The sequence below is a fragment of the Nocardioides segetis genome (assembly GCF_051390595.1).
GTDB lineage: Bacteria > Actinomycetota > Actinomycetes > Propionibacteriales > Nocardioidaceae > Nocardioides.
The window spans coordinates 1-26,098 of the sequence record NZ_JBNINR010000008.1; the positions used below are offsets into that span (position 1 = coordinate 1).

The window sequence follows — 26,098 nt, forward strand, 5'->3', positions numbered from 1 at the left end:
TTCGGCACAGTGCACATCCTTCCAGCGGCACCTCTCGGCACCACAGATCAGATGTCACCTATCCGTGCAGCAGTCCCGGCATGCAGTAGGTGCACCGCAGATTGCACTTGTCGGTGAGCGAAACGCGCAGGTCAGTGGCCGTCCGACCGTATTTGTCCGTCAGCATGTTCGTTCTCCTCGAAGTGGGTGAAGGTCGTCACGGGCCGTGTGACACCGGCGGGGATGGTTCAGGGACTTCCGACCCACTCGCCACGGCCATCGACGAACGCTTGGTGCTTCCAGATCGGCACCGTCTCCTTCAGGCGGTCGATCAGCGCGCGAGTTGCCTCGAACGCATCCCCGCGGTGCGGCGCAGTGCTCGCGACGATCACCGCGGCCTCACCGACCTGGAGGTGTCCGACCCGGTGCACCGCGGCGACGCCGGTGATCTCGAACTCGTCGACCACGCGTGCGCACACCTCGCGTAGGCGCTGGAGGGCGCTGGGATGCGCGACGTACTCCAGGCCGACGACCTGGCGCCCGAGATCGTGGTTGCGGACGCGACCCACGAAGACCGCAAGACCGCCCGAGGTGGAGTCGTCGAGCTGGTCGACAACGCTTTGTAGGTCGAGCGCGGTCGCGGACAGTTCGCAATGTCTCACCGCCCCGGTCCGCGGAACACTCATCCCGGTTGCCGAGCAGTATGCAGGTACCTCCCACTTCGATGTCACCGGCTCACCCTCCTGCGAAGGGGGGAAGGAACTCCACGTGCGCGCCCGATGCGACAAGGACGGTTGCCGGGTCGCTCGACGCGACGGGCAGGCCGTCGATGATCACGGAACAGATCGGCAGGATCTGCGCGAGGTCGGCTCGGTCTCGCCAGAGAAGAGATGTCAGGGCCGCCAGCGTGATCGGTTGATCGGCAAGCACTCGCTCGCCTGCTACACCAGCGGCCGACTTCGCGGCCGCCCAGTAACTGATGACGACACAGTCGTTGCCGTCGCTGATTCGCTCAATGAGCGCAGAAGACTCCATGTCGGGTGCGTCCGACAGTTGAGAGAGCATCTTCATGAGACTAGTCTGTCGACAGTCGACCAATACTGCAAGACTGGGCACTCGAGAGGACTGGAGGACGCATGAGTGGAGCCCTGAGGCGGTTGGTAGGCGCGTGGACCCTCGTCGACTATTCGACGACGGATCTCGACGGTTGCCATGTCGAGCACCCTCTGGGGGAGGGGGCCCGGGGAGTTCTCGTCTATGCCGCTGATGGATACATGTCGGTTCAGATCGCGTCCGCCGACCGACCGCACTTCGCAGCCGAGGAGCTTCATGGTGGATCGGAGCCGGAGCGCGCCGCGGCAGCGGCCGGCTATCTCGCCTACGCGGGTCGGTACGACGTCGGTGCGGACGGGATCGTGACCCACGTCGCCGATGTCTCCCTCTTCCCCAACTGGTCAGGTCGTCCGATCCTGCGACGCATGAGCTTCCGTGGAGACGGCCTGCTCGTGTTGGGGATCGTGGATCCGATCACGGTCCACGGGGTGATGCGGACAGGGCGCCTGACCTGGAGGCGAGCCGCCCCTCAGCCGGGGTCGGACTCGGTGTGATCCCCGGCGGAACAGTGCGGGCGTCGGTGGCCGTCGCATCGGTCGCCTGCATCCCGATACTCGCCCTGAGTACCGTGCTGCCCCGCCCGATTGCTCTGTCTGCCTGGTTGGGGACCACGGCCATCGCGCTTCACTGGCCCGAGCGCTACTGCGGCGACAGCAGCCGGATTCTTGCTGCCTACGCCCAAGGCTTCGCGCTGATGTCTGTCGCGACCTTCCTGGCCTCGTTGTTCGCGATGCCTGGTTGGGCCGTGGTGGCGGTCGGCCTCCTGATCCTGATCAGTTCGCCTGCCGCCGGCTGGCATCCACCCGTCGCTTGCCTGCCGCTGTCGGTCACGATGACCACTCCCGCGGCCACTCTTCTCGACTGGGCTCTGCTGGGAGTCCTCACCGCGGTCCACCTCTGGTGCCTGCGGCGGCTCGCCGCCGTTTTGTCACGGCAACGTTCCGCGGCCCACCAGGGCGACAGTGACCCAAAATGAAGCAGCCTCGCCGTGGGTCGGTCCTGAGACAATCACGACCGGGACCCCGGGCTCTCACTGGAGAGCGCCGGGTGCCACCGCCGCACGAGCAGGGATACTGTTCGGAATCTCGTGCCTCCGACAGTCGGTGGGCAGTTGCAACTCGGGAGAGGGTCTGATCATGGTTCAAGATTCCCCGCGCTGGGGATCGATCTCCGTGGAGGAGAATGCTCCCCAGAGGGCGCCCTCTTTGGCGGAACAGACCTACCAGACGCTCAAGCGTTGGATCGTCGAGGGCGACCTCGAACCGGGCGTGGCACTGAGCGAGAACGACCTGTCGCGCCGCTTCTCGATCAGCCGCTCGCCCCTGCGCGAAGCAATCCGCCGCCTCCAGGAGGACGGACTGCTCAACGCGTCAGGGCCGCGGGGATTCACCGTGCCGGACCTCAGTGTGGACCTCATCCGCCAGGTCTACGGCGTGCGACTGGCTCTGGAGTCGGCGGCCGCCGCTTCGGCCTCGATCCCGGAGTCCGAGGTCAAGGCAGCGGGAGCCAAGTTGCGTGAGCTCGGCAAGGAGGTCAAGGCGGGCAAGTTCGACAACTTCACTCGCTCGGACTTCGAGTTCCACGACCTGTTCGTGCAGAACTGCGGCAACCCCATGCTGGTCGACCACGTCGACCGAATCCGAGGTCATGTCCGGCGGATCGCCAACTTCGCCGGACAGCTCGCGGAGCACTCGCGGGCGTCCTATGCCGAACACGTCATCATCCACGAAGCGATGAAGACCGGCGACAACCTCGCCCTCCGTGACGCAGTCGAGGGCCACATCAAGGGCGTCACCGAGCGTCTCGTCCTGCAGCTCGAGGCACGCGCCAGCTAAGGCGTCGACGTCACGACGCCGGCCAGCGCGGTGCGTGCCTCGGCGACGAGCGCTCGTGACGCATGCATCAACAGGCTCGAGTCTGAATCGACGGCGATCATCGTGAAGCCGATACGGCTCCAATCGGCTGCGGCAGAGGCGCCGCCGGCGAAGACGCCTGCCAGGATGCCGGCGTCCTGGCAGGCGCGTGCGACCTCGGCCCCGATCTCGAGCAGGGACTCATCGTGGGTTCGTCGCGGGTCACCCCAGAGCGAGAGCCCCAGGTCGGCTGGACCAAGGAAGATTCCCGAGACTCCGGGAGCTGCCGCGATGGCACTGAGGTTCTCCAAGCCGGCCCGGTCCTCGATCATCACGTAGCAGCGGGGGGCCAGTCGGTCGTCCGCCGAGTCGGCGGGCGCAGCCAGCTTGGCTCGCAGGGGCCCGAAGCTGCGAACGCCGCGCGGCGGATAGTGGCAATGAGATGCAGCTTCACGAGCGCGGTCCGCCGAGGTGACCATCGGCACGATCACCCCATGGGCGCCAGCGTCCAGCGCGTGTCCGATCGCCGCGTCGCACGACTCGGGGACCCGGACCAACACCGGACACCCGCGCAGCTCCAGCGCTTGAACCATTGGCACCAAGGAGGCACGATCAGCGAGGCCGTGCTGCATGTCGATGCAGCACCAGTCGAAACCGGCACTGCCCATCACCTCGGCCACGTAGGGGCTGTCGACATGGCACCACCCGCCGAGACCGTTCATCCCGCGACGTTCCAGCCTCGTGCAACGTCACCGAACGCGCGGAAGCCCGAGGCGGTCACCGCCACCGTGTCCTCAAGCTTGATGAATCCCCGGCGGGAGTGACACAGCGTCGTCTCGATCGACAGGACCATCCCCTCCTCGAGGGGGCGGCCACCATCGGCGTTCGGATAGGGCACCGGTCCGGTGTCCGTCAGTCGCGGGGCCTCGTGACTGATGAGGCCCATGCCGTGGGCGAGGAACGTGGTTTCGCGGCGGATGGAGGAGGCGGCCAATGCCTCGTCGGCCGCCATGTAGATCTCGTGACCGAGCGCTCCCGCGTGAATGGGCTGGCGAGCGGCGAGCTGGATCAGGTCGATCTCGGCCAGGAGGTCCTCGAGCTCCGCGTCGGGCTCGCCGAGGACCGCCATCCTGGCCACGTCCCCGATGTAGCCGCCGAAGTTGCCCCCGGAGTCGAGACATACGGGGTCGCCAGGTGTCCAGCGATCCTCCGAGGCTCCTCGGTTGAAGCTGGTCCCCATGTTGACGAGGCAGTACTCGAAGGTCAGCCCGCGGTCGGTCTGCTCGCGGCGAAGAGCCTCGACCAGCTCCCGCTTGGTGGTGCCCTCGCCGTGCTTCCCGAAGACCGCCTGCATAGAGTCCACGACCTTGGCCGAAGCCTGCTCCACCAGTTCCAGCTCGGCCGCCGACTTCCGTGCGCGCAGGCGCTCCAGCACGTACAGGCAGTCCTCAATGCGGTACCTGCCAGCCAAGGAGAGCCGGGTGAATGCGTCCGCCGGCATGAACGCGGACTCGATGCCGATCGCCGCGCCGGTGGGCAGCACCCGGTCGAGGTGCTGAAGCGCCTCCTCGATGGGGTCGACGGAGCCCCAGCTGACCAGCGAGACCTCGGGTACCCACACGGGGTCGTTGTCGAGCTGCCACGCCTCGTTGGAGTTGGCGATGTACCTGGTGAGGTCCGGGCGATCGCGCACATAGATGACGACGGGCAGGTACCGACTGACGCCGATCGCGTCCATGTAGTCGAAGAAGAAGAAGCGGTGGCCGCCGAGCAGGTACTGCGCATTGTGCTTCGACGTCACCAGCACGGCGTCGAGGCCCGCTGCGTCCATCAGCTCGTCGAGGCGTCGGTGATCGAAGGGGGGCTCCATGAGATTCTCCTTAGGCTGGCGACGGTCGCCTGTCGACAGAAAGGTAGGTCGGGGGGCACACTGTGTCAACGCTTGACGGCGATGCCGTCCTGAACGAGGAGGAATCGTGAGCCTGACTTCGCGCTCCGACTGCCATGGGTGTCCCAGAGTCGAACACTCACGACCCGCCCAGGTCGGCCTAGGTTCGCGGTCATGAAGCCCGCACCGTTCGCCTATCACCGCGCCGCGTCCGCGGAGCATGCAGCCGCGCTGCTCGGCCGGCTCGGTCCCGATGCCCGGGTCCTCGCAGGAGGGCAGAGCCTCGTTCCCTCGATGAACCTGCGCCTGTCGGCGCCCCCCGATGTAATCGACATCGGGGGTGTCCGCGAGCTCGACTTCATCCGCAGGGACGGGGGCCAGCTCGTCGTCGGTGCCATGACCCGCCAGTCCACGGTGGAGAACTCGCCGGTCGTCGCGGAGCTCGTGCCGCTCCTTGCGGAGGCCGTCTCCCATGTTGCCCACCCGCCGATCCGGCACCGAGGGACGGTCGTCGGCAGCATCGCGCACGCCTCGGCTGTTGCAGAGCTGCCGGCCGTCGCGCTCGCCCTCGATGCAGAAATCGTCCTCCAGAGTTCATCCGGCCGCCGGTCTGTTCCCGCGGGCGAGTTCTTCACGGGGCCCTTCGCGACGTCCCGACGTCCTGACGAGCTAGTGGTCGAAGTGCGCTTTCCCGTGGCGGGCGCCGGCCACGGCTGGGCCTGGCGCGAGCTCACTCCGCGGAACGGCAACTTCCCCTTTGCCGGCGCGGGAGTCGCATTCACCGTTTCGGACGGGGTCATCGAGACCGCCGCGGTCGCCCTGTGCGGCATCAGTGATCGTCCGGTCCGTGCTCGCGTCGCCGAGCAGGCACTCGTGGGAAAGCGCTGGACGGTTGACCTCCTCGCCGAGGCAGCGGCCCTCGTCGCAGAGGGCATCGAACCTCGTCCGGACGGCGACGTGGCAGCCCACATCGTGCCTGTGCGGGCGAACTCGATCGCCTCGTGGTCGTACCGCACGAAGGTCGCCCGCACCCAAGCCCGCCTCGCCATGACGGCCGCCATGGATCGAGCGTCACAAACCGAAGGAGATGCCCGATGACCGAACTCGTTGAACCGCTGACGCCCGTCGAGGGTGAGCTGAGCACGCCCGACACCCGTTATCCCGTCACCTTGACGGTCAACGGCCAGCGGCGGGAGGTGGAAGTCGAGGGCCGGCGGATGCTGGTCGACGTCCTGCGTCAGGACCTTCGGCTCACCGGCACTCACGCCGCCTGCGACCAGGGCGTCTGTGGCGCGTGCACGGTCCGCGTCGACGGACAGACCCTTCGCTCCTGCATCACGCTCGCCGTCCAGGTCGATGGCGCGGACGTGCGGACGATCGAGGGCATGGCTGCGTCGCCCGAGCAGCTCGGACCCGTTCAGCAGGCGTTCTGGGAGAAGCAGGGCCTGCAGTGCGGCTTCTGCACTCCGGGAATGATGCTCCGGGTCGAAGAGATCCTCGACGAGAACCCCACGCCGACTCGCGAAGAGGTGCGGGAAGGGATCTCGAGCAACCTATGCCGCTGCACGGGTTACCAGTTCATCGTCGACGCTGCCATGCGTGCAGCGGAGATCCGATCCGCGCGTGGGGGGCAGGCATGAGTGCCGCACAGGTGTCGCCGGACGACCTCAAGGGCACCGCCGTACCTCCCGAGCAGCGGAAGGTGATCGGGACGTCGATCAAACGGGTCGAGGACCCCAAGCTCCTCCGGGGGCGCGGCCGTTACATCGATGACGTCGTGCTGGACGGCATGCTCCACGCGGTGGTGCTGCGCAGCCCGCACCCCCACGCCAGGATCGTCGCGATCGACGCCGAGCGCGCGCGCAGGGCACCGGGAGTCGTCGCGGTGATGACCGGGCCCGAGGCCGCGTCCTACATCGCCCCCATCCCGGAGGCGGGACCTCACCCGGACAAGCACGTGTGGCGCGTCCTCGCCGCGGACAAGGTCCGTTACGTCGGCGAGGGTGTCGCGGTCGTGGTCGCCGAGAACCGGTACCTTGCCGAGGATGCGCGCGAGCTGATCGACGTCACCTACGAGGTGCTGGAGCCGATCGTCGATCCACTCGCCGCGGCCGAGGACACCAGCAACCTGGTCCACGACCTGTTGGAGACCAACGTTGCGCTCGAGCACACGTTCGAGTTCGGGGACCCCGAGCAGACCTTCGCCGATGCCGACATCGTGGTGAAGGACCGGCTCCGGTGGCGCCGCTCTGCCGGTACGCCCCTTGACACCACAGGTGCCATCGCGGAGTACGACGAGGGAACCGGTGAGCTGACGATCCACTCCAACAGCCTGAGTGGAACGACGGGACACTTTGCGCTGGCTGCCGCGCTGGGCATCCCCGGCAACAAGTTCGACATGAAGCCCTACTACGCCGGCGGGAGCTTCGGCGCCAAGCAACTGTGCTGGCGGGCCGCGCTGACCGCAGCGATGATGGCCAAGTACACCGGCCGGCCGGTGAAGTATGTCGAGGACCGGCTCGACCACACCTTCAACGGTGACCAGATCGGGTCGGACCGCTACTACGAGGTCGAGCTCGCCGTCATGCGCACGGGCGAGCTCAAGGGCTTGAAGATCGACGTGGTCGACGACTACGGCGCCTACATCCAGTTCGGCGTGGCGTCGCACGGCAACGCGATGGCTCAGCCCACGGGCCCGTACCGGATGCGTGCCCTCAAGTACCACGTCCGCGCCGTGCTCACCAACAAGACCCAACAGGGTGCCTACCGCGGCTTCGGGACGGATGCTGGCAACTGGGTCCTGGAGCGGATGGTCGACAAGGCGGCTGCCGAGCTAGGGATGGATCCCACCGAGCTGCGCCGCATGAACTTCATTCAGCCTGATCAGTTCCCCTACCGCGCGCCCGGCGGCAACATGTACGACTCCGGTGACTACGAGCCGGTGCTGGACCACGCGCTCCGGCTGCTCGACTACGACGGGTGGCGGGAGAAGCAGGCGGAGCTGCGCGCTTCCGGTCGCCACATCGGGATCGGTGTCGCGACGTGCAACGAACGCAGCGTCTACGGTCCGACTGAGTTCTGGTTCTGGAGCGACAAGGTCCTCGACGGCCCGACCTCGTCACCGGAGGGCGTCCGGATCAGCATCGACGCGCAGGCGAGCTTCACCGTCACGTTGTTCTCCAAGCCGTTCGAGGGCAACAGTCCGGACACCGTCGCCGCGATGCTCCTGGCGGAGGAATTCGACATCGACCCCCACGACGTCGCGGTCCAGCACCACGGCAGCAAGGGCGGTCTGCCCGCCGCCGGTCCCGGCGGTAGTCGTCTGACGGTCATGCTGGCCGGTGCGGTTCAAGGGGCCTCGAAGGTGCTCAAGGACAAGATGCGGCTGATCGCCGCGCACCGCCTGGCTGTCAAGAAGGACGAGCTGGAGTGGGTCGACGGAGGCTTCCAGCTCAAGGACCTGCCGGAGACCCGGTTGTCCCTGGCGCAGCTGGCGGAGATCGCGCACTTCTACAAGATCGACCTCCCCGAGGGCATGGAGTCCGCGCTCGACGCGAGCTTCGTCTACGACCACCCGTTCCTCACCAAGCCGGCTGCGGACCGCAGTGACCTGGGCATCTTCTACCCCTGCGTCGGGCACGCCTGCCACCTCGCGGTGGTAGAGGTCGACCCCGAGACGGGGCAGGTGTCGATCCTCGACTACGCCGCGGTTCACGACTCGGGGGTGCTCGTCAACCCGCGCTCGTACGACGGCCAGATCGTCGGCGGCACGGCCCAGGGGATCGCGACCACCTTGTCCGAGGAGTTCGCGTTCGACGAGAGCGGTCAGCCGCTGACCACGACGTTCTGGGACTACCTGATGCCGACGGCGATGGACGTTCCAGAGATCCGGATCGGGCACGAGGAGACTCCGTCGCCGATCACCGCGAACGGCGTGAAGGGAGGGGGTGAGGCGGGCCGCTTGATGGCGCCTTCCGCGCTCTCCTCGGCCATCGACGATGCGCTCCGGGACTTCGGCGTGCGGGTCCTCGACCTGCCGGCCACCCCGGAGCGGATCACCACCATGATCGAACAGGGAAAGTGAGCAGCACATTGGGACGGTTCGACGACAAGGTCGTCTTCATCAGTGGCGGCGCACGGGGACAGGGCCGAAGTCACGCCGTGCGATTCGCCGAGGAAGGCGCCGACATCATCCTGATGGACGCGTGTACCGACTTCCCCTCGGTGCCCTATGAGCTCGGCACGAGTGTCGACTTGAAGGAGACCGTTGCGATGGTCGAGGCGACGGGTCGTCGGGCGGTGGCGTGCGAGGGCGATGTCCGCCGCCTGGCGGATGTCGAGGCAGCGGTTTCCGCGGGGATCGCTGAGCTCGGCCGGATCGACGTCGTGCTGCCCAACGCAGGAGTCGTTTCCTACGGCACGGTGGCCGAGTTGACCGAGGACCAGTGGCGCGATGTCATCGACATCAACCTCACGGGGGTGTGGCACACGGTGAAGGCGACCATTCCCCATCTGGGTGCAGGGGCCTCGATCATCCTCACGAGCTCGGTCGCCGGTCTGAAGGGAATTCAGAACATTGGGCACTACACCGCTGCGAAGCACGCCGTCGTCGGTCTCATGCGCAGCCTCGTCAACGAACTCGGACCTGCCAGGATCAGGGTGAATGCGGTGGCGCCGACGAGCGTCGACACCGGGATGATCCAGAACGTCGCGAATCGCCGCCTCTTCCGTCCTGACCTCGAGGACCCGACGGTCGAGCAGGTGGCCGAGGTGTCTGCCGGCAACCACCCGTACCCGGAGCCGTGGACAGAGGCGGAGGACATCACGAACGCGATGCTGTTCCTTGCGTCCGAAGACGCTCGCCACATCACCGGTGCCGTCCTGCCGATCGACCTGGGAGAGCTGGCGAAGTGAGCGTCGAACCGTTCAAGATCGCCATCCCCGATGAGGCCCTGCAGGACCTGGCGCGTCGGCTGGAGATGACTCGCTGGCCGCACGACATGGAGAACGACGACTGGCGGTACGGCGTCGACGCCGCGTACCTCAAGGAGGTCGTCGAGTACTGGAAGGACGGCTACGACTGGCGCGCGCAGGAGCGCCGGATGAACACCTACCAGCACTTCAGGACCACGATCGACGACGTGCCGATCCACTTCATCCATGAGCGGGGCAAGGGACCGGACCCGATCCCCCTGATCCTGACCCACGGTTGGCCCTGGACGTTCTGGGATTTCGAGAAGGTCATCGGCCCGCTGACTGACCCTGCCGCGCACGGTCTCGACCCGGCGGTCTCGTTCGATGTCGTGGTGCCATCGTTGCCGGGGTTCGGCTTCTCGACCCCGTTGCGTCGCACCGGCATCAATTTCCAGAAGACAGCAGACCTGTGGGTGCGGTTGATGCGCGACGAGCTCGGCTACGACACCTTCGCCGCTCAGGGCGGTGACTGGGGGCAGCTGGTCACCTCGCAGATGGCACACCGCCATTCCGAGTACCTGCGCGGCATCCATCTCAGCCTCTCGCTTCCCCTGAACTTCTTCGAGGCGGGCATCCCGTCGCTGGACGAGTACGCGGACGACGAGGTCGACTACTTCCACCACACCGCGGCAAAGATGGAGCACTGCGTCAGCCACATCGCGGTGCAGACCAGGGAGCCGCAGACGCTCTCTTACGCCATGCACGACTCGCCTGTCGGCCTGATGGCCTGGCTGATCGAGCGACGGCGGTGGTGGGGGCACACCGAGGGGGACATCGAGAGCAGGTTCTCCAAGGACGACTCGATCACCCTGACGATGCTGTACTGGCTCACGGAGAGCTTCGTCAGCTCTGCCCGGTTCTACTGGGAGGCGGCCAACGACCTCTGGCAGCCTTCGCACGACAGGCGTCCCGTCATCGAGGTGCCCACGGGCATCGCCGTGTTTCCCGACGAGAACTTGATCATGCCGAGGACGTGGATGGAGGACTACTACAACCTCGTCCACCTGACGTACATGAAGTCGGGAGGACACTTCGCTCCGGTCGAGGAACCCGACGCGCTGGTGGAGGACATCCGGGCGTTCTTCGCGCTCGTGCCCTGACCGGCTGGCTCCGCCAGCCGATAGCCACCTAGCAGGCCCGCACCCGATACCAGGTGCGGGCCTGTTGCGCGTCGTTGGGACGGACGGGGCCGACGATGTGGCTTGTGCCACATTGCGACAACCGGCGGACACCACCGGCTCCTAGCCTGCTGGTACGCGGGCAGGCAGCGAGCTCGCCGCCCGCCTCTCGGGTCATTCATCTCCGCCGCCGACGTGCCAGCGTCCTGTGCCTGGACGCGACCGTCGACTCATCCGAAGGACGCCAACATGTTCAAACGTTCCACTTACGCATCCGCGGTGGGGCTGGTGGTCGGGATCGCCCTCGCTACCTCCGCCTGCACCGCCACACCAGTCGAGGATCAAGGATCAAGCCAGGGAGAGCGCCGCACGGGCTCGGTCGGTTCGGAGAGGGGCGTGGGGTCGCAGACTGACGCCGACGCCCCGGCTCCGGCTGACTCGCTGGAGGTTCCGAAGAAGAAGATCGGCCTGCTGATCTACGTCGGCGCCTCCTACATCCAGAAGCAGCTCGCCGACGAGTTCGTTCGCGCCGCCACCGCACTCGGCTGGGAGGTGATCGTCCAGGACGCTCAGGGACAGCCCGGCCTTCTCGGCTCGATCAGCCAGTCCTTCGTCCAGCAGAAGGTCGATGCATTCGTGTCGATCGCTGCGCCGCCGAGCAGCATTCTGCCGGCGCTGCAGTCGTTCAAGAAGTCGGGAACCCCGGTCGTGGGCCTCAGCGGCTACGTTCCGGACGACGACAACCTCATCGCTGCCATCTTCCGACCCAGCGAGGCGGTGCAGAGTGTCATGGCCGCCGACTGGGTGGGCGTCCACGTACCGCCCGGGTCCGACGTGATCATGCAGAACTTCGACCCCCAGCAGGGTGTGCGGATGCGCAGCGACGTCTTCCGCCCGTTGATGGACCTCTACGGCATGAACGTCGTCGCGGAGCACCAGATCGACCCCGCCAACCTCGTCTCGGACACCATCAACTCGGTGCGCGACCAGCTGGCCGCCAATCCCGACGTGAAGGTCATCTTCTCGAGCATCGATGCCCAGCTCGCCCCGATCTGCAACCTCCTCAAGGAGAAGGGCCGCACGGACATCGTGGTGCTCTCGCAGTTCACCTTCCCGGACACCGCGAAGGCGCTGGAGACCTGCAAGAGCGCAGTCGTGCTCGACGCGACCAACTGGTACACCGGGTGGCACGCCGCCGACGCCCTGCTGCACCACTTCGTCAAGGGAACTGAGATCTCTGCCGACGTCGAGGTCGCCAAGTACCCGCACATCTTCAAGGTCGTCACGAGTGCCGACATGCCAGCCGGAGCTGCAAGTTATCCGTTCCCCGACATCGGCAAGAAGATCTACGCCGACTGGGAGACCCAGGGCTACCAGCTCGAGGCGCTCCCTGAGCCCACGACGGCCACGGAGTAGGTGCCACGATGACATCGATCACCCAAGCCGATCCCCCGGTCACCCCGGACCACGAGGTCCTCGAGAGCCCGCCGGTTGCACCGCGTAGCAGCGGCCCGCGTGGCGCGGCTCTGCTGCGGTACGGCACTGCCTTTGCCTGCCTCGCCGTCATCGCCTTCTTCGCCATCAACCTGCCCGGCACGTTCCTGACGTGGGACAACGCCAAGGGCCTGCTCAGCATCGCCGCTCCTCTGCTGCTCATGGCAGCGGTACTTACGGTGCCGCTGCGTGTCGGCGACTTCGACCTCTCTGTCGGCTACCAGGCGCAGTTCTCGTGCGCGCTGGTGGTCGTCCTGCTCGCCCACCATCACCTCACGGTGTCGTCGGCCCTCTTCGTCACGGCGCTCGTCGGTATCGGGGTGGGTGTCGTGCTCGGCGTGGTCATCGCCTGGTCCGGGGTCTCCGCGTTCGTCATCACCCTGGCGGCCGGCAGCATCCTGCTCGGGCTGGAGGTCAAGATCTCGGACAACCAGCAGATCAGCCTGGGAATCCCGGAGGCCTTCACCGACCTGGCGCGCGTAGAGGTGGGACCAGTGCCTCTGGTCATCGTGCTCGAGGTCGTCGTGGTGGGTCTGCTCTGGCTCGCCCAGGATCGAACCCTCTGGGGCCGGCAGGTCTCTGCGGTCGGCGCGAACGTGGAAGCCGCGAGGCTGTCGGGTATCCGCGACAAGATGATCCGCGCATCTTCGTTCGCGCTCGTCGGTCTCGGCTGCTCCCTTGCCGGCATCTTGCTCGCTGCCCAAGCACAGTCGTATTACCCCAATGCCGGCATCGGGCTCCTGCTGCCGGCCTATGCCGCCTGCTTCCTCGGGTCCACCTTCATGAGCAAGGGCTCGTTCCACGTGGTTGGCTCGGCGGTAGGCGTGGTATTCCTCGCCGCTCTCCAGAACGGCATCGTCCAGATGAACTATTCGCCTGCCGTGGCCAACCTGATCCAGGGCGCCGTGCTCGTGCTCGCGGTCATGTCGGCTCAGCTCGGCCGCCGATTGGCGGCCTGAGGTGAGCGGCGAAGTCGCCCCGGTCCTCACTGCGTCCGGGATGCGGCGTTCTTTCGGAGGAGTTCATGCGCTGAAGGAGGCGGCGCTGACGCTGCGTCCAGGAACTGCAACGGCGCTGATCGGTCCCAACGGAGCGGGCAAATCGACGCTGATCGGGATTCTGTCGGGAAGGATCCGGCGCGACGCGGGCATGTTGACGATCGACGGAGTGCCTGTCGACTTTCACGCGCCTCGGGACGCGATCAGTCAGGGGATCCAGGTGATCCCCCAAGAACTGGTGGTCGGCCGTGGGCTGTCGATCGCCGAGAACGTGCTGATGGGCCGCTACCGAAGGTCCGCGGGGGTGTTCGTCGACCGTCGTGCGATGGTTCGAGATGCCCAGGAAATCGTCGACCAGGTCGGATTGGCGGTCGACGTCCGCGATGACGTCGACGGGCTGTCGCCGGCTCAGCTGCGGTTGATGATGATCGCAAAGGCGACCTCGCAGACGTGTCGGGTGCTCGTGATGGACGAGCCGACGGCGTCGCTCTCACCTCGTGAGGTCGAGGGAATCGCGAGCGCGATCGAACGGTTGCGCGCCGATGGCGTGGCGCTGTTGTATGTCTCCCACCGCCTTCAGGAGGTCGTGGACCTCTGCCAGGATGTGAGCGTTCTGCGCGATGGCCGTACGACGCACACTGGTTCGCTTGCTGAGGCGAACGTGCCGCAGCTGGTCAGGCTCATGGGTGACGTCCCAACGGACGCCGGTGTGACCAGCCGGACCGGTGCGAGGCGCTCGGTGGGCGAGGCCGAAGTGCTGCTCAAGGCAGAGCGACTTGCACGAGGTCGCGTCCGGGACGTGGACGTCGAGCTCCGCTCCGGCGAGGTGGTGGGGCTCGCCGGGCTCGTGGGTTCTGGCCGCACCGAGGTGCTGCGGATGTTGGTAGGAGCCGATCGGCCCATGCAGGGTGCCCTGACGTGGCGAGGGCGCGTGGTCACCCGACCGTCGATTCGTTCAGCCGTCGCGTCCGGGATCGCCTTCCTCCCGGAGGATCGTCGGCATCAGGCGGGGTTCCAGGAGCTGACCGTCGCCGAGAACGTGTCGCTTCCTTCGCTTGCCAAGTTCCGGCGACTTCGGCTGGTGGTGCATCGCCGGCGCGAACACCAGGCGGTCGAGCGCGCGATCGCGGACGTGGCCGGGCCCGCCGGCCGCCTGCGGGCGCCCATGCGGGTTCTCTCCGGCGGCAACCAGCAGAAGGCCCTGCTGGCCAAGTGGATGATGACGGGGCCACGCGTGTTCGCTTTCGACGAGCCCACTGCTGGGATCGACGTGGGCGCCAAGGAAGCCATCAGGGTGCAGATCCGGTCGTTGGCGGCCGCCGGTGCCGCCGTCATCGTGGCGTCGTCCGACAACGAAGAGTTGCCTGGTCTGTGCGACCGCGTCCTGGTGATGGCCGAGGGTCGGGTCAGCGGTCAGCTGGTCGGTGACGAGATCACCCAGTCGAATCTGCTCGACCTGTCCTACAGCCATGAGCCGGCCACCGGAGCTGCTGTCGGATAGGCCTGCCGGACCCTCGACTCGATGCCCCCGTGCGACGAAGCACGGGGGCATCGTGCTTGAGGGAGCCCTTGACAATGAGTGTGATCTGGGCCATTGTCGTCTGTCGACAGGCGACTGTGTTCTGGAGGTGGGGATCATGCTCAACGTGAGCGAACGCGTAGACCGGCGGCAGCCTCAGGCGGAGCAGGTTCTGCGTGACATCTCGGTGGCCGAGGCGCGTCGTGTCTTCGCTCGGACGGGCGACCTCACGCCCGAGTTGCGGGCCGCGGTGCGACCTGAGATCGCCATGTCGTGGCTGCGCTCGTGGGCGGCCGGGGTCGACCCCGAGGGGCCGACCCGCACACACGAGCTGGCGGTCTCCGCAGACCGGCTGATGGGCTTGGCCGATCCTGTCATCGGCCGCCTTCGTGACGCCTTGTCCGGTACCGCATCCGAGCTGGTGCTCGCCGACGGAGCCGGTCAGGTCATCGGCGTGTGGCAGCTCGGCGACACCGACCAGGCGGCCGGTGAGCCCACGAGGGTGGGAACGTCGTTGCGCGAAGAGGACGCTGGCACCAACGCCATCGGCACTGCCTTGGCCGACGGATACCCGAAGGTGATCACCGGTCACGAGCACTGGTCGCGACGGTTCACGGGCCGTCTGTGCGCAGCGGTACCGGTCCAGCACCCGATCAGCCGCCGCTCCGCCGCCATCATCGGTCTGGCGCTCCCGGTCGGCGATGACCCTCGAGTGATCCTGGCCCTCCTCAAGTGGGCCGGAACGGAACTTCGCTCGGCACTGCAGTTCCAGGAGGGAGACCGGACGCGTGCCTTGGTCGACCAGTACCTCCGTCGCCGGCGGCCCGATCGTGCCTCCCTCTTGCTGACCAGCGACCTGTGCGTCGCCGACTCGCGCTCGACAGCGCTGCTCTCCAGTGCCGACTTGGCCGTCCTGCGGTCTGAGGTGCGCCGAGAGAGGCGGGCGCAGAGTGCACGGCGGTCCATCGCCCTGGGTGACGGCGCGCTGGTCGAGGCGACCGTGTCGACACTCGGTGATGACGAGAGTCTCTTCGTCGAGTTGGAGGCGCCGGCACGTCGTCCTCGGGCCGCGGGTGAGGATGCCGGGACGAGTACGCTCCACGCGCAGGCGCTCCGTTCGCTGGCGGCCGGCGTCGACGATGGCTCACCGGTTCTCGTCACCGGGGAGCCCGGTTGCGGCAAGCTGACTGCCGCCCAACGCACGCTCGAGACGCGGGGAAAGGTCGTCGTCATCGACGCCTGCCACGACGTCGACGCTGCCGCATGCGTCGCAGAGTTCCGGGCCGCCGTTCTCCGCGGCGACGGTGTCGTCCTCGGTCACGTCGACAAGAGTCGGCGCGAGGTCCTCGCCTCCCTCCAGGAGGTCTGGGCGGCACGAGTGCAAGGCAGCAATGCCCGACTCGTCGCCACAGCCTTTGCCGCGCCGAGCCTTGTCGACGGCCAGCACAGCACCGTCGAACTGTCCTTCTTCGGGCTCTTCGCCGAACGCCACGTCGAGATCCCTCCTCTGCGCGAGCGGATCAATGACATCCCCCGCCTCGTCGCTGCAGTGAGCGAGGCCCGGGGGCGCAGGGTCCGTTGGGCACCTGATGCCTTGGATGCGCTCATGAAGCTCCCGTGGCGCGGAAATCTGCGTGAGCTCCAGCAGGTCGTGCTGCGGACGCTCGCGCGTCACCCTGTGGTCGTGACAAAGGCCGACCTCCCTGCCGATGTCCGCGCTCAGGTCGAGCGCCACCGCCTGAGCTGGATGGAGCGGGTAGAGCGGGACGCGCTGCTGGCCGCACTCGACGCCTCGGGTGGCAACAAGGTCCAAGCCGCCCTGGAACTAGGCATCTCCCGGTCGAGCCTCTATCGAAAAATCAGTCAGTTCGGCCTGTAGTGCCGACCAACCAAGGAGTGATCCACATCAGAGCAGCAGGCTACGCCGCTACTGGCGGTCGAGACGTCCTGGAGATCGTCGATCTTCCGACGCGTGATCCCGGCCCCGGTGAAGTTCGCGTCCGTGTTCGTCACTCGGGTGTCAACCCGACCGACTGGAAGTCGCGCAACGGAGCCATCCACATGCCGATTCCCGAGGGAGCGGTTCAGGTTCCCCACCTCGACGGGGCGGGCATCGTGGACGCGGTCGGTCCCGGAGTCGCCCACCTCGAGCCGGGCGATCGCGTCTGGCTCTGGCTGGTTGCGTTCAAGCGCCTGGAGGGCACCGCCCAGGAGTTCGCCACAATCCCAGCCGAGCTTGTCCGTCGGCTGCCCGACACCGCATCGCTCGAGCTGGGCGCGAGCCTGGGTGTCCCGTTCATCACCGCCCACCACGCACTGACGCTGCGACGCGGTGGTCCGCGACGCCTCGGGCCGGGTGCGCTGACGGGAACGACCGTCCTGATCGCTGGCGGCGCCGGAGCCGTGGGCAATGCCGCAATCCAGCTCGCAACGTGGGCAGGTGCAACGGTCATCACGACTGTGAGCACCGAAGCCAAGGCCCGGCTGGCCAAGGCCGCCGGCGCACGGCACGTGGTCGCGTACCGCGAGCAGGACGCTGCAGAGCAGATCCGCCGAATCGCGCCCGGCGGCGTCGACATCGTCGTCGAGGTCGCATCGGCGGTGAACGTGGATCTCGACCTCAGCGTGATCGGCCAGCACGGAGACATCGTGGTCTACGCGAACAACGGTGGCGACACCGTCACCATGCCGGTTCGAAGCCAGATGGCACAGGCAGTGACGTGGCACTTCGTTCTGCTCTACTCGATGACGGCCGCCGACCTCGACGACGCGGTGAGCTCCATCGACCACGCGCTCGCCGACGGCGCGCTCCGGGTCGGCGAGGAGTTCGGCCTGCCCCTGCACCACTACACGCTGGACCAGATCGGCGACGCACATGCCGCCGTTGAGGCCGGAGTCGTCGGCAAGGTGCTTGTCGACCTCGACGGCTGACCATTCGTGCGATCGCGACTCCGAGCGATCGTGCACCACAGACGAAAGGTGAACGGCGATGGCCGACTACCCCGAGTTCATCCTCGCCCACGGCTGTCTCGGACCCGTCTCCTTCGACGAGCGGGTCCGAGCCGCGGCCGATGCGGGCTTCACTGCGATCGGCTACTCGGTGCTGGAGTTCAGCGCTCTCGCGCCCGAGGGGATGACCCTGGACGAGATCACCACCACCTTGACGTCGAACGGCGTGCGGGTGGCCGAGCTCGAGATCGCGCTCGGCTTCGACGCAGGCTTCAACGAACCGGGTGCCGGTGCGCCACCCCGCTGGGGTCCGCCCTCGTTCCCCTTCGACGTACCGTGCTTCGACGGTCCGACGCAGGAGGTTCTGATCGAGATGGTCGAGCGACTCCGTCCGGATCACCTCAACATCCTGGGGACCTACGGCCCCGGCGGCAGCCGGGCCGCCGAACGCATGGCGGCGCTCTGCGACCGGGTTGCGGACCACGGCACGACCGTGGCCGTCGAGTTCATGGCCGGAACGAGCGTGCCTGACATTCCGACCGCAGTCGACCTGCTCGCAGACGTAGCCCGGGACAATGCCGGAGTCTGCCTGGACACATGGCACTACGAACGCGGCAACCATGCCCCTGGTGCCTTGGACACCCTCGCCCGTGAACACGTCGCGGTCATCCAGATCTCCGACGGCCCGCGCCGACCAAAGGATCCTGACGACTACTTCTCAGAGACGATGCACTCGCGGCTGTTCCCAGGTGAGGGGGAGTGGGACCTGGTCGGCACGCTCCGCGGTCTAGCGGCGCGAGGGGTCCGTGCGCCTTGGTCGGTGGAGGTGATTGCCGACGAGGTCCACGCCATGGATCCGGTCGCAGCAGCGAAGGCTCTGCACGGATCCCTCGAGAAGCTCGCAGGCGACGTGTACGCCGATCTGCCGACGGCTGGAACTGTCGGCAATTGAGACACCTCGGTGTCGAGCGACGCTCCTAGCGTCGTGGGTGATCCGGGTCATCCCGGGAGCACAAGATTCTGGAGAAACCCCATGAAACTGGGCATCGGCGCGTTCGTGACCGATCTGGGCATGCGTCCTGCAGAACTGGCTCGAGCCGTCGAGGAACGCGGATTCGAGTGTCTACTCACCACGGAGCACTCGCACATCCCGGTTCACTACGACTCGGTCTACCCCAACGGCGGGGAGATGCCGGACTACTACCGGCACTGCTTGGACCCGTTCGTCGTGCTCTCCGCGGCTGCTGCGGTCACCACTACGCTGACGCTGGGCACCAGCATCTCGCTGATCATCCAGCGCGACGTCGTCCAGCTCGCGAAGGAAGTGGCATCGCTCGACTACCTGTCCGACGGCCGCTTCTTCTTCGGTGTCGGCGCGGGCTGGCTGCTGGAGGAGATGAGCACGCACGGCACCGATCCGGCGACCCGCGGGGCACTGATGGACGAGCAGCTGCAGGCGCTGAAGGAGATCTGGACCCAGGAGAAGGCCGAGTTCCACGGCGAGCACATCGACTTCGATCCGATCTATGCGTGGCCGAAGCCGGTGCAGAAGCCGTATCCCCCGATCTACGTCGGCGGACAGTCCAAGGCCGGTTTCCGGCGCATCGCTCGCCATGGCGACGGATGGGTCGCCGGTGCAGTCATGGACCCCGCCGATGTTCCGGGTCAGATCGGTCTGGCCAAGGCTGCGGGGCTCGACGCGCCGATCACCGTGTTCGGTGCCGACCACCGCACCCCCGACGTGGTCAGCGCCTACCGTGACCACGGAGTCGAGCGGGTCGGTCTCCTTCTCGAGCCGGCCTCGGAATCCGAGACGCTGGTGCGGCTTGACGAGATGGCCAAGCTCATCGACCTGATGTCCTGAGTGGCGGGGCCAGACCCCGTTCCTCGCCCGGGCCCGGAGGGAAACCGGGCTCCTGTCGAGCCGTCCGCGAAGTTGCGCGGGCGGCTCGATGCATTTGGAGATGACGACGTAATCCCTGTCACAAAGTGGCACACCTTGCGCCGGATCCGGCGGCCTAGTTTCGCAGCAGGTCGGCGATGTCGGCCACATTCCATCGGCCCTTGTTCGTCGGCCGAGACACATCAACGCAAGCGAAAGAGACAACCATGAGCGCAGAGAACGTTGCCGTCGTCCAGGCCTTCGCGGACGCCTTCAACCGCGGAGACCTCCCCGGAGCCCTGGCTCTGCTGGCCGACGACGCGGTCGTCGACGAGGCGGGGGGCATGCAGCACTCCGGCGTCTTCACCGGCGGAGCCAAGGGTTTCGCCTCTCTGGTCGAGATCATGACGATGAACCTCGATGCCCGGATCGACGAGTGTGAGCTGCTCGACGCGGGTGACACCGTTGTCACGAAGATGGTGCTCACCTTCAGCTCGAAGCACACCAGCCGCTCGACCCGCCAGCGGGTGACCGAGCTGTACACGGTGAAGAACGGGAAGATCACCTTCCTCGATTCGTACTACAAGAACCCGGCCGCCGTCCTGGCGGTCCAGACCGAGGCCGAGTAACCGCCATGGCCAGGAGACTGGACGGGCAGGTCGCGCTCGTCACAGGCGCAGCCAGGGGACAGGGCCGGTCGCACGCGCTCCGGCTCGCCCGCGAGGGTGCCGACATCATCGCGGTGGACATCTGTGACCAGATCGCCACGACGCCGTACGCGATGTCGACCAAAGAGGATCTCAACGAGACGGTGCGTCTAGTCGAGGAGCTGGACCGACGCATCGTTCCGCATGTGGCGGACGTCAGGGACTTCGGCGCACTCGAAGCGGCGGTGAGTGACGGCGTGGCCCAGCTGGGCAGGCTCGACATCGTCCTGGCCAACGCCGGTGTCGTCAGTCTCGCCATGGTGGACGACCTGTCGGCCCAGCAGTGGGACGACATGATCGGCGTCAACCTGACGGGCGTCTTCCACACGATGAAGATCGGTGCCGCACATCTGGTCGCCGGCGGGCGGGGTGGGTCGATCATCGCCACCAGCTCGATCGTGGCGGTTCGGCCGGTGGCGGCGGCGTCGCACTACATCGCCGCGAAGGCCGGAGTCATCGGTCTCGTGAAGGCACTCGCGCTCGAGCTGGCCGAGCACCGCATCAGGGTGAACTCGATCCACCCGACCAACTGCGACACCGACATGATCCAGAATCCCGCGCTGCGCAAGGCGTTCCTACCGGACTCGCCGAACCCCACCCGCGAGGAGAGCGAGCCGGTCTACCAGAGCCTCAACGCGCTCCCGCTGCCCTGGATCGAGCCGCGTGACATCTCCGACGCCATCGCCTTCCTCGTCTCCGACGAGGGGCGGTACATCACCGGCATCCAGCTGCCGGTGGACGCTGGCTTCCAGCTCAAGTAGGACCCACCCCTCCCGCGCCCGACACCAGTCCGGCACGAACCCACCACAGAAAGGCACCCATCATGGCCATCGATCCGCAAGAAGCCGAGATCAACAAGCTGCTCGAACTCCCCGAGGACGAGCCGATCATCCTGCTGAACCTGCTCCGCTTCGCGGAGGGTGACGCGGGCGAGCCCCAGTTCAAGAAGTACGTCGCTCACTGCCTCGAGCACGGTCCACGCTTCGGGGTGGAGTTCCTCTACCTCGGGAAGGGCGGGCACGTCATGGTCGCCGAGGACGGTCAGGCCTGGGACGCGGTCTGGCTCGTCCGGTACCCGAACTCGAAGCAGTTCTTCGCCCTCCTGCACGACGCCGAGTTCAAGTCGGGCTTCCACCTGCGCGGCGGCTCGCTCGTCGAGGCCGTGCTCCAGGTGACGACGCCGTGGGATGTCACCGCCGCTGCGTGAGGTCGGCTTACGCGCATCCAACGACAGCCCGGTCACCCCGAGAGGGTGACCGGGCTGTTGCGCTTCGTCAGCGACGCCCGTGCCCAGCAGCCCGCGAATCATGCCCTTGCAGGCGAACGGCTCGAGGGCAGCACAGGCGAGCGGGCTGCGCCTCACCTGCACGTGGATCCACCGACGTCTGACGCGCTGACACAGGACGGCCCGGTCACCGTGGCAGTGACCGGGCCGTCCTGTTGCGCCAGCGACGTCGTCCGCGTCAGGCGGGGTCGTGATTGAAGCCGGGCAGGATCAGGTGTCCCGCGTCAACTGGAAGTGCCACACCGGTGACATCCGCGGCCTCGTCCGATACGAGGAACAGGACCGCGTTGCTCTGGGACTGGGGATCGAGCATCCGGCGACCCTTCAGGGCGGTCCAGTTGCGTGACGCGTCCATCAGCATCTCACCGGTCGCACCCTCGCCGAGGAACCGGTCGTAGAGGCCCTGCCAGTTGGCGATGCGGGTGTTCGTGGCGCCAGGACAGATGCAGTTGCATCGGATGTTGTAGCCACCCAGCTCAAGTGCCACGTTCTTCATGAGCATGAGGACCCCGGCCTTGGCGACGTTGTAGTGCGTGTAGCCGGGACCTGTCTCGATCGCGTTGATCGAAGACGTCAGGCAGATCGCGCCTTGCTGGCGCTCGATCATGTGGGGGGTGACGGCCTTTACCGCTCGCCACATCCCGTTGAGGCAGACGTCGATCATCTCGGTCCACCTCTCCTCGCTCATCGTCCAGAACTCCTCGATGCTGAGGACACCGTGATTGCCCACGAGGATGTCGATCTGGCCGAACTCGGCGAGCCCTTCCGCGACCGCGGCGTCCAAGGCTTCCTGGGAGCGGGCATCGGCCTGGCATGCAATCGCTCGGCGGTCGAGCGCTTCCACCTGTTTCACGGTGTCGGCCAGGTCGGCCTCGCTCGCCAGGTCGTACTCGATCGACGCGAGTGGTTCCGGAGCATCCACTGCGATGATGCTCGCGCCCTCTCGCGCGAGCGTCAGCGCGTGCGAGCGCCCCTGTCCTCGGCCTGCTCCGGTGATGAGCGCGACCTTGCCGTCCAACCTGCCCATGATGTGTTCCCTTCGTCTCGTGTGCTGGAGAGGCTGGAGCCTCCGCCGAACGCGAAGTTACGGACGTCACACTCGAGTCGACTGCCTCATCCTGGGACAGGGATCCCCGGGCAAGCCGCTCCTCAGATGGGGGTGGGCCTCCACCGACGAAGGGATGTCGTCGTCTCGTACGCTTGGGGTGAGGGCGCCGTGACGAGCTCGATCAACCCGCCCCACGGCAGCTCTGCGTACAGCCACCGGTTGCCTTCCCCTGCCTCCATGCCGGGCAGGTCCTCGGGCGCTGCCAGCGGTCGCGCGCCCGCCTCGACCATGGCCGCAAGTGCGGTGTCGAGGTCATCGACGTAGAGCGCGAAGTGCTGGATGCCGTAGTCACAGGCCCGCAGCGGCTCCCGTTGGCTGACGTTGCCGTACTCGAAGAGCTCGAGTGATGGACCGTTGGCAAGGCGGAGCATGCGGACTCGCTGGACGGTTGCACCTGACGGGATGCCGAGCGACTGCTCCAGAAGAGCGCCGGCGGCGGGTCCGTCCAGCGTCTCGTACAGCAGCTGTGCGCCGAAGGCGGAGACGAAGAAGTCGGTCGCCGCGTCGATGTCCGGGACGGTCAAGCCGAGGTGGTCGACGCCGCGGGTGGTCACGGTGGGGCGGTTTTCGCCATGGGAGTTCATGGCGAGATTGTCGGTCCAGCTGCGGGCTGCGCAGGTGTGCCAATGTGCCACACCGCCGGTGCTGGTGATCGATCCACACTGGAAGGATGTACGAACACCTGGAGGCACTGCGGCGGGCGATGGCGGCAGGTACCCCGATCGGCATCGCCAGCGTGGTTTCGGCCTACCGGTCCTCGCCCCGGCCGGTCGGTGCGTCGATGCTGGTCGACTGCGACGGCAGGGTGCATGGCTCGGTCTCGGGGGGATGCGTTGAGGCTGCGGTTTTCGACTCGCTCCAAGGCGTGCTCCACGGTGAGCCGAGTCGAGTCGACCGCTACGGCATCAGCGACGACGACGCCTTCGCTGTAGGACTCACGTGTGGTGGCGTGATCGAGGTGCTTGTCGACGTCCTGCTCCCTACGGACCGAAGCGTGGTGGAGGAGATCAGTCTCGCTGTGTCTTCGGAACAACCGGTCGCAATGCTCACCCTTCTCGGCGCCCCGTCCAGCAGCGATCAGGAACCAGCAACGCGGCGCGCCGTGATCACTCCCGACGACGTGAGAGCGCCGGCTCCATGGCTCACGCCATCGGTCCTGGACAGGGCCCGCGACTTGTTGGCGCGGGGGAGTGGTGGCCTCGTCGATCTCGACAGGTCGGGCGTCGGGATCGCGGGCCGGGTCTTCGTCGACTGCTGGCGTCCGCGACCGCGGATGATCATCTTCGGATCGACCCAGATCGCTGCAGAACTCGCCCGTCAGGGGAAGGGACTCGGATACCGGGTGACGGTGTGCGATGCCCGCAGCACCTTCGCGACGCCGGACCGGTTCCCCGACGCGGACGAGGTCGTGGTCGACTGGCCGCACCGGTATCTGCGCGCCGAGAGTGAAGCGGAACGCACTGGTGCTGACACGGTTGTGTGCGTGCTGACCCACGACGCCAAGTTCGAGGTGCCTCTGCTGAGCTATCTACTCGTCGAGTGCCCCAATCCAACGAAGCCGGGCTTCGTCGGGGTGATGGGATCGCGCAGGACCCACGACGACCGACAGCATCGCCTGGTTGCGGCAGGGGTCTCGTTGGAACGTCAATCAGACATGGCCAGCCCGTTCGGCCTGGACCTCGGTGGCGCGACACCTGCCGAGACGGCGCTGTCGATGGCCGCTGAGATCGTGGCGTGGAGATACAGCGGGTCCGGTCGGCGTCTGTCCACCACGTCGGGTGACATCCACCGGGCTCCGGTTCGGCCGGCGGCCGTCCACAGCTGACCGCCGGCCGACGTGCTCAGGCCGGGCGAACCTCGAACCCGAGGAGCGCCTCGAACTCGTCGTGCGAATGGCCGGGAGCGAGCTCGACGAGTCTCAGGTCGTCGTCGACGACGTCGACGATGGCGTAGTCGGTGACGACCCGGTCGACGACGCGCGTCCCGGTCAGCGGAAGGCTGCAGGCCTGCACGAGCTTGGCGCTGCCATCGCGGGCGATCAGGTCCATGACGACCACGACGCGGCGGCTGCCCGCCACGAGATCCATCGCCCCGCCCATGCCACGAACGAAGCTGCCGGGGACGGCCCAGTTGGCCAGGTCGCCGTTGCGTGCCACCTGCAGCCCGCCCAACACGGCGAGATCCAATTTGCCGGACCGGATCATGGCGAAGGAGGCAGCCGAGTCGAAGACGCTGGCGCCCACGGTCGCCGTCACCGTCTGCTTGCCAGCGTTGATCAGGTCGGCGTCCTCGTCGCCGTCGAACGGGAAGGGTCCCAGCCCGAGCAGGCCGTTCTCGCTGTGCAGGGTTACTCGCACGCCCGGTGGCACGTGGTTCGCAACAAGGGTCGGGATCCCAATTCCGAGGTTGACGTACGCACCGTCGACCAGGTCGCGGGCCACCAGGGCAGCCATCTCATCGCGTGACCACGTCATCAGATCGCTCCCGCCGTCGCACGTACCGTCCGCTTCTCAATCTCCTTGCGTCCTGGCGTACACCTGGCGAAACGGTCGACGTGGATGCCCGGGGTCACGACGTCATCCGGATCGAGCGCGTCGACGAGGTGCTCCACCTCGGCAACGGTGACGCGGCCGGCTGCCGCGACCAACGGGTTGAAGTTGCGCGCGGTCAACCGGTAGCGCAGATTGCCGTGGCTGTCGCCGGTGTGTGCGTGCACCAAGGAGAGGTCGGCAACGATGGCAGCCTCGCGCACGTAGGTGATCCCGTCGAACACCTCCGTCGGCTTGTGGTCGGCCACGACCGTGCCGACGCCGGTGCGTGTGAAAAAGGCGGGGATTCCAGCACCTCCAGCGCGCAGGCGCTCTGCGAGTGTTCCCTGGGGAGTGAACTCGACGTCTACCTGGCCGCGCAGGTAGAGGTCCGCGAAGGCGCGGTTCTCCCCGGCGTACGACGCAATCACCTTGCGTACCTGGCCGGACTCGAGAAGCAGCCCGAGGCCCTTCCCGTCGACGCCCATGTTGTTCGCCACGATGGTGAGATCCTGCACGCCGGACTGACGTACGGCATCGATGAGATCGGCCGGTATGCCGCACAGGCCGAATCCTCCCGCAGCGATCACCATGCCATCGCTGAGTAGTCCGTCGAGTGCCTCGGAGACGTTGTGGACATGGGTGGGCATGAGCCTGCCTTTCGGTCGACAGTCGACAGATGGGGGTCCATCCTGACAGACCC

Annotated in this window: 27 protein-coding genes; 19 read left to right on the forward strand and 8 right to left on the reverse strand. The window is 66.9% G+C overall.

Annotated elements, in window-relative coordinates:
• Window positions 1–227: 227 nt before the first annotated feature.
• Together ACPZVR_RS15355 and ACPZVR_RS15360 are read right to left on the reverse strand one after the other, a co-directional pair.
• Complete coding sequence (locus tag ACPZVR_RS15355) at window positions 228–710, reverse strand: molybdenum cofactor biosynthesis protein MoaE (protein WP_436700475.1); 483 nt, start codon at window positions 708–710, stop codon at window positions 228–230.
• A 4-nt stretch (window positions 711–714) separates the two neighbouring features.
• Window positions 715–1,050 (reverse strand): MoaD/ThiS family protein, encoded by a 336-nt coding sequence (locus tag ACPZVR_RS15360; protein ID WP_436700476.1) that lies wholly within the window; start codon window positions 1,048–1,050, stop codon window positions 715–717.
• 65 nt (window positions 1,051–1,115) lie between these two features.
• On the opposite strand from ACPZVR_RS15360, the gene ACPZVR_RS15365 reads away from it, so the two are divergent.
• From ACPZVR_RS15365 to ACPZVR_RS15375, 3 genes are all read left to right on the forward strand, one after another.
• Complete coding sequence (locus ACPZVR_RS15365) at window positions 1,116–1,586, forward strand: lipocalin-like domain-containing protein (RefSeq protein WP_436700477.1); 471 nt, start codon at window positions 1,116–1,118, stop codon at window positions 1,584–1,586.
• A gap of 26 nt (window positions 1,587–1,612) precedes the next feature.
• Window positions 1,613–2,068 (forward strand): hypothetical protein, encoded by a 456-nt coding sequence (locus tag ACPZVR_RS15370; protein ID WP_436700478.1) that lies wholly within the window; start codon window positions 1,613–1,615, stop codon window positions 2,066–2,068.
• Window positions 2,069–2,264: 196 nt separating this feature from the next.
• Complete coding sequence (locus tag ACPZVR_RS15375; protein WP_436700479.1) at window positions 2,265–2,927, forward strand: GntR family transcriptional regulator; 663 nt, start codon at window positions 2,265–2,267, stop codon at window positions 2,925–2,927.
• Here the strand turns inward: ACPZVR_RS15375 and ACPZVR_RS15380 are convergent.
• Together ACPZVR_RS15380 and ACPZVR_RS15385 are read right to left on the reverse strand one after the other, a co-directional pair.
• Window positions 2,924–3,667, reverse strand: a complete 744-nt coding sequence (locus ACPZVR_RS15380; RefSeq protein WP_436700480.1) for an HpcH/HpaI aldolase family protein — start codon at window positions 3,665–3,667, stop codon at window positions 2,924–2,926. The genes ACPZVR_RS15375 and ACPZVR_RS15380 overlap by 4 nt on opposite strands.
• Window positions 3,664–4,884: a M24 family metallopeptidase gene (locus ACPZVR_RS15385; RefSeq protein ID WP_436700481.1), complete on the reverse strand. Its 1,221-nt coding sequence runs from the start codon at window positions 4,882–4,884 to the stop codon at window positions 3,664–3,666. The genes ACPZVR_RS15380 and ACPZVR_RS15385 overlap by 4 nt, the downstream gene beginning before the upstream one ends.
• Window positions 4,885–5,007: 123 nt before the next feature.
• Between ACPZVR_RS15385 and ACPZVR_RS15390 the strand changes: the two genes are divergently transcribed.
• The 15 genes from ACPZVR_RS15390 to ACPZVR_RS15460 all read left to right on the forward strand — a co-directional run bounded on the left by ACPZVR_RS15390 (window position 5,008) and on the right by ACPZVR_RS15460 (window position 21,681).
• A complete protein-coding gene (locus tag ACPZVR_RS15390; RefSeq protein WP_436700482.1) occupies window positions 5,008–5,931 on the forward strand; it encodes an FAD binding domain-containing protein in 924 nt (307 codons plus the stop codon).
• Window positions 5,928–6,473, forward strand: coding sequence for a (2Fe-2S)-binding protein (locus tag ACPZVR_RS15395; RefSeq protein ID WP_436700483.1), 546 nt, complete (start codon window positions 5,928–5,930; stop codon window positions 6,471–6,473). The genes ACPZVR_RS15390 and ACPZVR_RS15395 overlap by 4 nt, the downstream gene beginning before the upstream one ends.
• Window positions 6,470–8,917, forward strand: a complete 2,448-nt coding sequence (locus tag ACPZVR_RS15400; RefSeq protein ID WP_436700484.1) for a xanthine dehydrogenase family protein molybdopterin-binding subunit — start codon at window positions 6,470–6,472, stop codon at window positions 8,915–8,917. The genes ACPZVR_RS15395 and ACPZVR_RS15400 overlap by 4 nt, the downstream gene beginning before the upstream one ends.
• On the forward strand, window positions 8,914–9,747 hold the full coding sequence (locus tag ACPZVR_RS15405) for a mycofactocin-coupled SDR family oxidoreductase (RefSeq protein ID WP_436700485.1): 834 nt from the start codon (window positions 8,914–8,916) through the stop codon (window positions 9,745–9,747). The genes ACPZVR_RS15400 and ACPZVR_RS15405 overlap by 4 nt, the downstream gene beginning before the upstream one ends.
• Entirely contained in the window at window positions 9,744–10,907 is a 1,164-nt protein-coding gene (locus tag ACPZVR_RS15410; RefSeq protein ID WP_436700486.1) for an epoxide hydrolase family protein, read from the forward strand. Before ACPZVR_RS15405 ends, ACPZVR_RS15410 begins: the two co-directional genes overlap by 4 nt.
• Before the next feature lie 414 nt (window positions 10,908–11,321).
• A complete protein-coding gene (locus ACPZVR_RS15415) occupies window positions 11,322–12,341 on the forward strand; it encodes a sugar ABC transporter substrate-binding protein (RefSeq protein ID WP_436700487.1) in 1,020 nt (339 codons plus the stop codon).
• 8 nt (window positions 12,342–12,349) lie between these two features.
• Entirely contained in the window at window positions 12,350–13,378 is a 1,029-nt protein-coding gene (locus ACPZVR_RS15420) for an ABC transporter permease (protein WP_436700488.1), read from the forward strand.
• Window position 13,379: 1 nt separating this feature from the next.
• A complete protein-coding gene (locus ACPZVR_RS15425) occupies window positions 13,380–14,918 on the forward strand; it encodes a sugar ABC transporter ATP-binding protein (RefSeq protein WP_436700489.1) in 1,539 nt (512 codons plus the stop codon).
• Window positions 14,919–15,054: 136 nt separating this feature from the next.
• Complete coding sequence (locus ACPZVR_RS15430) at window positions 15,055–16,815, forward strand: helix-turn-helix domain-containing protein (RefSeq protein WP_436700490.1); 1,761 nt, start codon at window positions 15,055–15,057, stop codon at window positions 16,813–16,815.
• A 17-nt stretch (window positions 16,816–16,832) separates the two neighbouring features.
• Window positions 16,833–17,867, forward strand: a complete 1,035-nt coding sequence (locus ACPZVR_RS15435; protein WP_436700491.1) for an NADPH:quinone reductase — start codon at window positions 16,833–16,835, stop codon at window positions 17,865–17,867.
• A gap of 58 nt (window positions 17,868–17,925) precedes the next feature.
• Window positions 17,926–18,837, forward strand: coding sequence for a sugar phosphate isomerase/epimerase family protein (locus ACPZVR_RS15440; protein WP_436700492.1), 912 nt, complete (start codon window positions 17,926–17,928; stop codon window positions 18,835–18,837).
• A gap of 81 nt (window positions 18,838–18,918) precedes the next feature.
• Window positions 18,919–19,749 (forward strand): LLM class F420-dependent oxidoreductase, encoded by an 831-nt coding sequence (locus ACPZVR_RS15445; protein ID WP_436700493.1) that lies wholly within the window; start codon window positions 18,919–18,921, stop codon window positions 19,747–19,749.
• Between the two features lie 245 nt (window positions 19,750–19,994).
• Window positions 19,995–20,396 (forward strand): nuclear transport factor 2 family protein, encoded by a 402-nt coding sequence (locus ACPZVR_RS15450; protein WP_436700494.1) that lies wholly within the window; start codon window positions 19,995–19,997, stop codon window positions 20,394–20,396.
• Window positions 20,397–20,401: 5 nt separating this feature from the next.
• The gene (locus tag ACPZVR_RS15455; protein ID WP_436700495.1) at window positions 20,402–21,235 is read left to right on the forward strand and encodes a mycofactocin-coupled SDR family oxidoreductase; all 834 of its coding nucleotides are present in this window, start codon (window positions 20,402–20,404) and stop codon (window positions 21,233–21,235) included.
• Window positions 21,236–21,297: 62 nt separating this feature from the next.
• Entirely contained in the window at window positions 21,298–21,681 is a 384-nt protein-coding gene (locus tag ACPZVR_RS15460) for a hypothetical protein (protein ID WP_436700496.1), read from the forward strand.
• A gap of 256 nt (window positions 21,682–21,937) precedes the next feature.
• Here ACPZVR_RS15460 and ACPZVR_RS15465 read toward each other — a convergent pair whose 3' ends face one another.
• Window positions 21,938–22,777 (reverse strand): mycofactocin-coupled SDR family oxidoreductase, encoded by an 840-nt coding sequence (locus tag ACPZVR_RS15465; protein ID WP_436700497.1) that lies wholly within the window; start codon window positions 22,775–22,777, stop codon window positions 21,938–21,940.
• Between the two features lie 131 nt (window positions 22,778–22,908).
• Window positions 22,909–23,451: a VOC family protein gene (locus ACPZVR_RS15470; RefSeq protein ID WP_436700498.1), complete on the reverse strand. Its 543-nt coding sequence runs from the start codon at window positions 23,449–23,451 to the stop codon at window positions 22,909–22,911.
• An 86-nt stretch (window positions 23,452–23,537) separates the two neighbouring features.
• Here ACPZVR_RS15470 and ACPZVR_RS15475 point away from each other — a divergent pair, with 86 nt between their 5' ends.
• Entirely contained in the window at window positions 23,538–24,692 is a 1,155-nt protein-coding gene (locus tag ACPZVR_RS15475; RefSeq protein WP_436700499.1) for an XdhC family protein, read from the forward strand.
• Window positions 24,693–24,708: 16 nt separating this feature from the next.
• On the opposite strand, the gene ACPZVR_RS15480 is transcribed toward ACPZVR_RS15475, so the two are convergent.
• Both ACPZVR_RS15480 and ACPZVR_RS15485 read right to left on the reverse strand, forming a co-directional pair.
• Window positions 24,709–25,341: a 3-oxoacid CoA-transferase subunit B gene (locus ACPZVR_RS15480; RefSeq protein WP_436700500.1), complete on the reverse strand. Its 633-nt coding sequence runs from the start codon at window positions 25,339–25,341 to the stop codon at window positions 24,709–24,711.
• Window positions 25,341–26,045, reverse strand: coding sequence for a CoA transferase subunit A (locus ACPZVR_RS15485; RefSeq protein ID WP_436700501.1), 705 nt, complete (start codon window positions 26,043–26,045; stop codon window positions 25,341–25,343). Before ACPZVR_RS15485 ends, ACPZVR_RS15480 begins: the two co-directional genes overlap by 1 nt.
• Window positions 26,046–26,098: the final 53 nt, after the last annotated feature.